This is a genomic window from Ramlibacter sp., from assembly GCF_028291745.1.
In the GTDB taxonomy this organism is placed as follows: domain Bacteria; phylum Pseudomonadota; class Gammaproteobacteria; order Burkholderiales; family Burkholderiaceae_C; genus Ramlibacter.
In genome coordinates, this window is the sequence record NZ_JAQGNQ010000136.1 from 1 (window position 1) to 5318 (window position 5318).

The 5318-nt window shown below is 64.6% G+C and carries 7 protein-coding genes and 1 tRNA gene; 1 reads left to right on the top strand and 7 read right to left on the bottom strand.

Going from position 1 to position 5318, the window contains the following annotated elements; translation table 11 throughout:
- Nucleotides 1–35: 35 nt before the first annotated feature.
- From JWP60_RS24955 to petA, 6 genes are all read right to left on the bottom strand, one after another.
- Nucleotides 36–111: transfer RNA gene (locus JWP60_RS24955), tRNA-Thr, on the bottom strand.
- Nucleotides 112–232: 121 nt separating this feature from the next.
- Nucleotides 233–754: a ClpXP protease specificity-enhancing factor gene (locus JWP60_RS24960; protein ID WP_299797714.1), complete on the bottom strand. Its 522-nt coding sequence runs from the start codon at nt 752–754 to the stop codon at nt 233–235.
- Nucleotides 755–879: 125 nt separating this feature from the next.
- Nucleotides 880–1491, bottom strand: coding sequence for a glutathione S-transferase N-terminal domain-containing protein (locus JWP60_RS24965; protein WP_066702169.1), 612 nt, complete (start codon nt 1489–1491; stop codon nt 880–882).
- A gap of 99 nt (nt 1492–1590) precedes the next feature.
- On the bottom strand, nt 1591–2349 hold the full coding sequence (locus tag JWP60_RS24970; protein ID WP_299797723.1) for a cytochrome c1: 759 nt from the start codon (nt 2347–2349) through the stop codon (nt 1591–1593).
- A 20-nt stretch (nt 2350–2369) separates the two neighbouring features.
- The gene (locus tag JWP60_RS24975; RefSeq protein ID WP_299797726.1) at nt 2370–3779 is read right to left on the bottom strand and encodes a cytochrome bc complex cytochrome b subunit; all 1410 of its coding nucleotides are present in this window, start codon (nt 3777–3779) and stop codon (nt 2370–2372) included.
- Between the two features lie 10 nt (nt 3780–3789).
- Nucleotides 3790–4395, bottom strand: coding sequence for a ubiquinol-cytochrome c reductase iron-sulfur subunit (gene petA / locus JWP60_RS24980; RefSeq protein ID WP_299797729.1), 606 nt, complete (start codon nt 4393–4395; stop codon nt 3790–3792).
- Nucleotides 4396–4533: 138 nt separating this feature from the next.
- Between petA and mscL the strand changes: the two genes are divergently transcribed.
- On the top strand, nt 4534–4968 hold the full coding sequence (gene mscL, locus JWP60_RS24985; RefSeq protein WP_299797731.1) for a large conductance mechanosensitive channel protein MscL: 435 nt from the start codon (nt 4534–4536) through the stop codon (nt 4966–4968).
- Here the strand turns inward: mscL and JWP60_RS24990 are convergent.
- A partial coding sequence (locus JWP60_RS24990; protein WP_299797734.1) for a 4-hydroxythreonine-4-phosphate dehydrogenase PdxA occupies nt 4965–5318 on the bottom strand: 354 nt, incomplete at its 5' end. The genes mscL and JWP60_RS24990 overlap by 4 nt on opposite strands.

The window sequence follows — 5318 nt, forward strand, 5'->3', positions numbered from 1 at the left end:
GACAACGGCGCTCCGGCACTTCAGCCGGCGCTATCTGGTGCCGGTTGTCCGAATCGAACGGACGACCTACCGCTTACAAGGCGGTTGCTCTACCAACTGAGCTAAACCGGCGTGGGTGTGATTCTAGGAGGATGCTCCGGACATCATTGCGGGCTGCCCCGCAGTGACATCCTCGGCGGCGGGATGACGTCCTTTGCTGACGTCCTGGCCCCGCCATGACTGCTTCAGCGCGCTACTTCACCCGCTTCAAAGCCGGCCGCGGACCGCTCGGCGGCTTGGGGGGTTCCGGCTCCGGGGGCTTGGCGGCCGTTTCGTCCGGCGTGACCAGCTGCACCACCTTGCCTTCGGTATCGGACGGCGCCGCCGGCACGCTGGAGAGCGGGGACGACGGCTTGCCGCCGGCCGGGGCTTCTTCCGTTGTCGCTCCGCCCGGCACGGGCACCGGGAAGGCCATGCCCTGCCCGTTCTCGCGCGCATAGATCGCGATCACCCGGCTGACCGGCACCATGATCTCGCGCGCGCTGCCGGCGAAGCGAGCCTTGAACTCGATGAAGTCGTTGCCGAGCTTGAGCGAGCTGGTCGCGTCGTAGCTGATGTTCAGCACGATCTCGCCGTTCTTCACGTACTCGCGCGGCACCTGCACGCTCTCGTCCACCAGCACCGCGACATAGGGCGTAAAGCCGTTGTCCGTGCACCATTCGTAGAGGGCGCGGATCAGGTAGGGGCGGGTGGAGGTGGACTCGAGTGCGTTCATGCTTTCGAAAACAATACTGGCGCACCAGCTTAACGGCTCGGCCGCCGCCGGGCCGCCCCAAGGCGGCCGAAGCCCCCTCGGGGGGCAGCGACTAAGCCGAAGGCGGCAAGCGTGGGGGCTGACATTTACTTGCGCATGACCTTTTCCGACGGCGTCAGCGCCTCGATGTAGGCCGGGCGCGAAAAGATGCGCTCAGCATACTTGAGCAGCGGCGCTGCGTTCTTCGACAGCTCGATGCCGTAGTAGTCCAGGCGCCACAGCAGCGGCGCGATGGCCACGTCGAGCATCGAGAAGTTCTCGCCCAGCATGTACTTGTTCTTCAGGAACACCGGGGCGAGCTGCGTCAGGCGGTCGCGGATGTGCGAACGCGCCTTCTCCAGCGCCTTCTCGTTGCCCTTGGACGCGCGCGACTCCAGCGTGGAGACGTGCACGAACAGTTCCTTCTCGAAGTTGAGCAGGAACAGGCGCACGCGGGCGCGGTCGACCGGGTCCCCGGGCATCAGCTGCGGATGCGGGAAGCGCTCGTCGATGTACTCGTTGATGATGTTCGACTCGTACAGGATCAGGTCGCGCTCGACCAGGATGGGGACCTGACCATAGGGATTCATGACGTTGATGTCTTCCGGCTTGTTGTACAGGTCGACGTCGCGGATCTCGAAGTCCATGCCCTTTTCGAACAGCACGAAACGGCAGCGGTGGGAGAAGGGGCAAGTGGTCCCCGAATAGAGCACCATCATCTTGAATGTCCTCAAAAAGCAAAAAAGAGTGGGCGCAGGGTGCAGGCCACTCTACACAAGGACGCGGTCCCGCGCGAAGCCGGGCCGCGTTTTATCCGTCTACCGTATTTCTTTCCAGAACGCCGCGTTCAACCGCCACACGAGCACGGTCAGCAGGGCCAGGAAGAGCAGCACCCAGGTGCCGACGCGCACGCGGTGGTTCTGCGCCGGCTCGGCCATCCAGGCGAGATAACCCACCAGGTCGCCGACGGCCTGCTCGTACTGCAGCGGGGTCATCGTGCCCGGGGTGACCTGCTTCCAGCCCTTGAAAGCCTCCTCCTCGTGGCCGTGGCTCTCGACCTTCTCGAACACCGGCTCGCGCTCCCCCTGCAGCTGCCACAGCACCTGCGGCATGCCGACATTGGGGAACACCAGGTTGTTCCAGCCGGTGGGCCGCGACGGATCGCGGTAGAAAGTACGCATGTACGTGTACAGGTAATCCGGGCCGCTGCCGGCGTGGCCGGAGCGCGAACGCGCCACCAGCGTCAGGTCGGGCGGCACCGCGCCGAACCACTCCTTCGCGTCCTTCGGGTCGATCGGCGACTTCATCGTGTCGCCCACCTTGTCGGCGACCGTCAGCAGGTTGTCCTTGATCTGCTGCTGGCTGATGCCGATGTCCTGCAGGCGGTTGTACCGCATGTAGGCGGCCGAGTGGCAGTTGAGGCAGTAGTTGACGAACAGCTTGGCGCCGTTCTGCAGGGCGGGCAGGTCGTTGCTGCGGTTGGGCGCCTTGTCCCAGGCCACCTCGCCGCCCTCGGCGGCGTGGGCGGCCACGGCCATGCCCAGCGCCAGCATCACGGTGAGAATCAGTTTTTTCATGTCTGCTTGGCTCCCGGCTCTCAGTGCGCGAAGACGATGCGGTCGGGCACCGTCTTGAAGGCGCCGAGGCGGCTCCACCACGGCATCAGCAGGAAGAAGCCGAAGTAGTAGACGGTCATGATCTGCGCCAGCAGCGTTCCCAGCGGCGACGGCGGCTCGATGCCCAGGTAGCCCAGCACCATGAAGAACACCACGAAGATGCCGTACAGCGTGCTGTGCCAGCGCGGACGGTAGCGGATGGAGCGCACCGGGCTGCGATCGAGCCAGGGCAGGAAGAACAGGATGATGACCGCGCCACCCATGATCACCACGCCCCAGAACTTGGCGTCCAGGTTCTTGAGCAGCACGATCGCGACGGCCGCCAGCACCACGGCGGCGATCTTGCCGACCAGGCCGAGGCGGCCCTTCCAGACCGCGGCTATGGCGGCGAGCGCCACGATCACGACGAACACGTCGACCATCACGTCGGTGGTGGCACGCAGCATCGAGTAGAAGGGCGTGAAGTACCAGACCGGCGCGATGTGCAGCGGGGTCTTCAGGGCGTCGGCCGGAATGAAGTTGTTGTACTCCAGGAAGTAGCCGCCCATCTCCGGCGCGAAGAAGATGATCGCGCTGAAGACCATCAGGAACACGCAGACGCCGACCATGTCGTGCACGCTGTAGTACGGATGGAAGGGCACGCCGTCGAGCGGGTGACCGGCCGCGTCCTTGGGCGCGCTCGGGCCCTTGATGTCGACGCCGTCGGGGTTGTTGGAACCCACGTCGTGCAGCGAGAACAGGTGCGCCACCACCAGGCCTATCAGCACCAGCGGGATCGCGATCACGTGGAAGCTGAAGAAGCGGTTCAGGGTGGCATCGCTCACCACGTAGTCGCCGCGGATCATCAGCGCCAGGTCGGGGCCGACGAAGGGAATCGCGGAGAACAGGTTCACGATCACCTGCGCGCCCCAGTAGGACATCTGGCCCCAGGGCAGCAGGTAGCCGAAGAAGGCTTCGGCCATCAGCATCAGGAAGATCGTGCAGCCGAAGATCCACACCAGCTCGCGCGGCTTGCGGTAGCTGCCGTAGATCATGGCCTTGAACATGTGGAGGTAGACCACGATGAAGAAGGCCGAGGCGCCGGTGGAGTGCATGTAGCGGATCAACCAGCCCCACGGCACGTCGCGCATGATGTACTCGACCGAGCCGAACGCCGAGGCCGCGTCGGGCTTGTAGTGCATCGTCAGGAAGATGCCGGTGACGATCTGGATGACCAGCACCAGCATCGCCAGCGAGCCGAAGAAATACCAGAAGTTGAAGTTCTTCGGCGCGTAGTACTCCGACATGTGCTTGCGATATTCCACGCCCGCTGTCGGAAAACGGTTGTCGAACCAGTTGGCCAGCTTCTGCGTCGCCGTCGCGTTGGGAGAGATTTCCTTGAATTGAGCCATGGTTGTCTCGTCAGGCCTTGGAGTTCTTGTCTTCGCCGATCAGCAGACGGTTGTCCGACACGTACATATACGGCGGCACCTGGAGGTTGTCGGGCGCCGGCTTGTTCCTGAACACGCGGCCCGCCAGGTCGAAGGTGGATCCGTGGCAGGGGCACAGGAAGCCGCCGGGCCAGTCGTCGGGCAAGGAGGGTTGCGGGCCGGGCTGGAACTTGTCGCTGGGCGAACAGCCCAGGTGCGTGCAAATGCCCACCACCACCAGCACCTCGGGCTTGATCGAACGTCCTTCATTGCGCGCGTAAGGCGGCGTCAGCTCGTCGGCCTTGCGCTTGGACTGCGGGTCGGCCAGCTCGGCGTCGTGCTTGGCCAGCGCGGCGACTTCCTCGGGCGTGCGGCGCACCACCCATACGGGTTTGCCGCGCCACTCCACCGTGAGTTTCTCGCCGGGTTTGAGCGCGGAAATATCCACTTCGACCGGCGCACCGGCCGCCTTGGCGCGCTCGGAAGGCTGCAGGCTGCTGACGAAAGGAACGGCGGTGAAGGCACCACCCACCACGCCGGCACATCCGGACGCGATCAGCCATGTTCGCTTGCTGCCGTCCACTGGGGTATCACTCATGAGGTCCTCGGGGATGTCGCTTATCAGGTCAACCTACGATTGTAGCTGACGGTTTCCGCCCAATTCAATGGCGCCGCGGTGCCCGCTGCAACGAGCTTTTGATTGCATACTCGAGCGCCTCAACTCCGTGACGCAACGATGGCAATGCTCGCCGAATTCAAGGAATTCGCAGTCAAGGGAAACGTGGTCGATCTGGCTGTCGGCGTCATCATCGGTGCCGCATTCGGCAAGATCGTCGAGTCCCTGGTCGGCGACATCATCATGCCGCTGGTGGGCGCGGTGTTCGGCAAGCTCGACTTCTCCAACCTCTTCGTGGTGCTCGGGCGTGTGCCGCCGGGCAACGCAATGACCTTGGACGCGCTGAAGAAAGCCGGCGTACCGGTGCTGGCCTACGGCAATTTCATAACGGTCGCGGTCAACTTCGCGCTGCTCGCGTTCATCATTTTCCTGATGGTCCAGCAGATCAATCGGCTCAGGCGTGATCCGGCGCCGGCCGCCGTTGCGCCCGCACCCGCCGAAGACGTGGTGCTGCTGCGCGAAATCCGCGACAGCCTGCGCCGTCCGGCGCCTTAGCCCGCGGCCGCTTGGCGCGCGCTCAGCGCCCGCGCCACCTTGAGCGCCTCGAGCAAACTGGAGGCGTCGGCACGCCCGCTGCCCGCGATGTCGAATGCGGTGCCGTGATCGGGACTGGTGCGAACCAGTGGCAGCCCCAGCGTCACGTTCACTCCTTTTTCCACGCCGAGGTACTTCACCGGAATGAGGCCCTGGTCGTGATACATCGCCACCACCACGTCGAACTCACCCGGCTGGCCGTTGCGCGCGCGGGCCCGCATGAAGACGGTATCGGGCGCGAAGGGGCCGCTCACGTGCAAGCCCTCGGTTCGAGCCGCCTCGATGGCGGGCACGATGACGTCCACCTCCTC

What these genes read in the sequence shown, in the direction of transcription:
- JWP60_RS24975 (WP_299797726.1), bottom strand. Translation starts at nt 3,779, where the DNA reads ATGGCTCAATTCAAGGAAATCTCTCCCAACGCGACGGCGACGCAGAAG.
- JWP60_RS24960 (WP_299797714.1), bottom strand. Translation starts at nt 754, where the DNA reads ATGAACGCACTCGAGTCCACCTCCACCCGCCCCTACCTGATCCGCGCC.
- mscL (WP_299797731.1), top strand. Translation starts at nt 4,534, where the DNA reads ATGGCAATGCTCGCCGAATTCAAGGAATTCGCAGTCAAGGGAAACGTG.
- JWP60_RS24970 (WP_299797723.1), bottom strand. Translation starts at nt 2,349, where the DNA reads ATGAAAAAACTGATTCTCACCGTGATGCTGGCGCTGGGCATGGCCGTG.
- JWP60_RS24965 (WP_066702169.1), bottom strand. Translation starts at nt 1,491, where the DNA reads ATGATGGTGCTCTATTCGGGGACCACTTGCCCCTTCTCCCACCGCTGC.
- petA (WP_299797729.1), bottom strand. Translation starts at nt 4,395, where the DNA reads ATGAGTGATACCCCAGTGGACGGCAGCAAGCGAACATGGCTGATCGCG.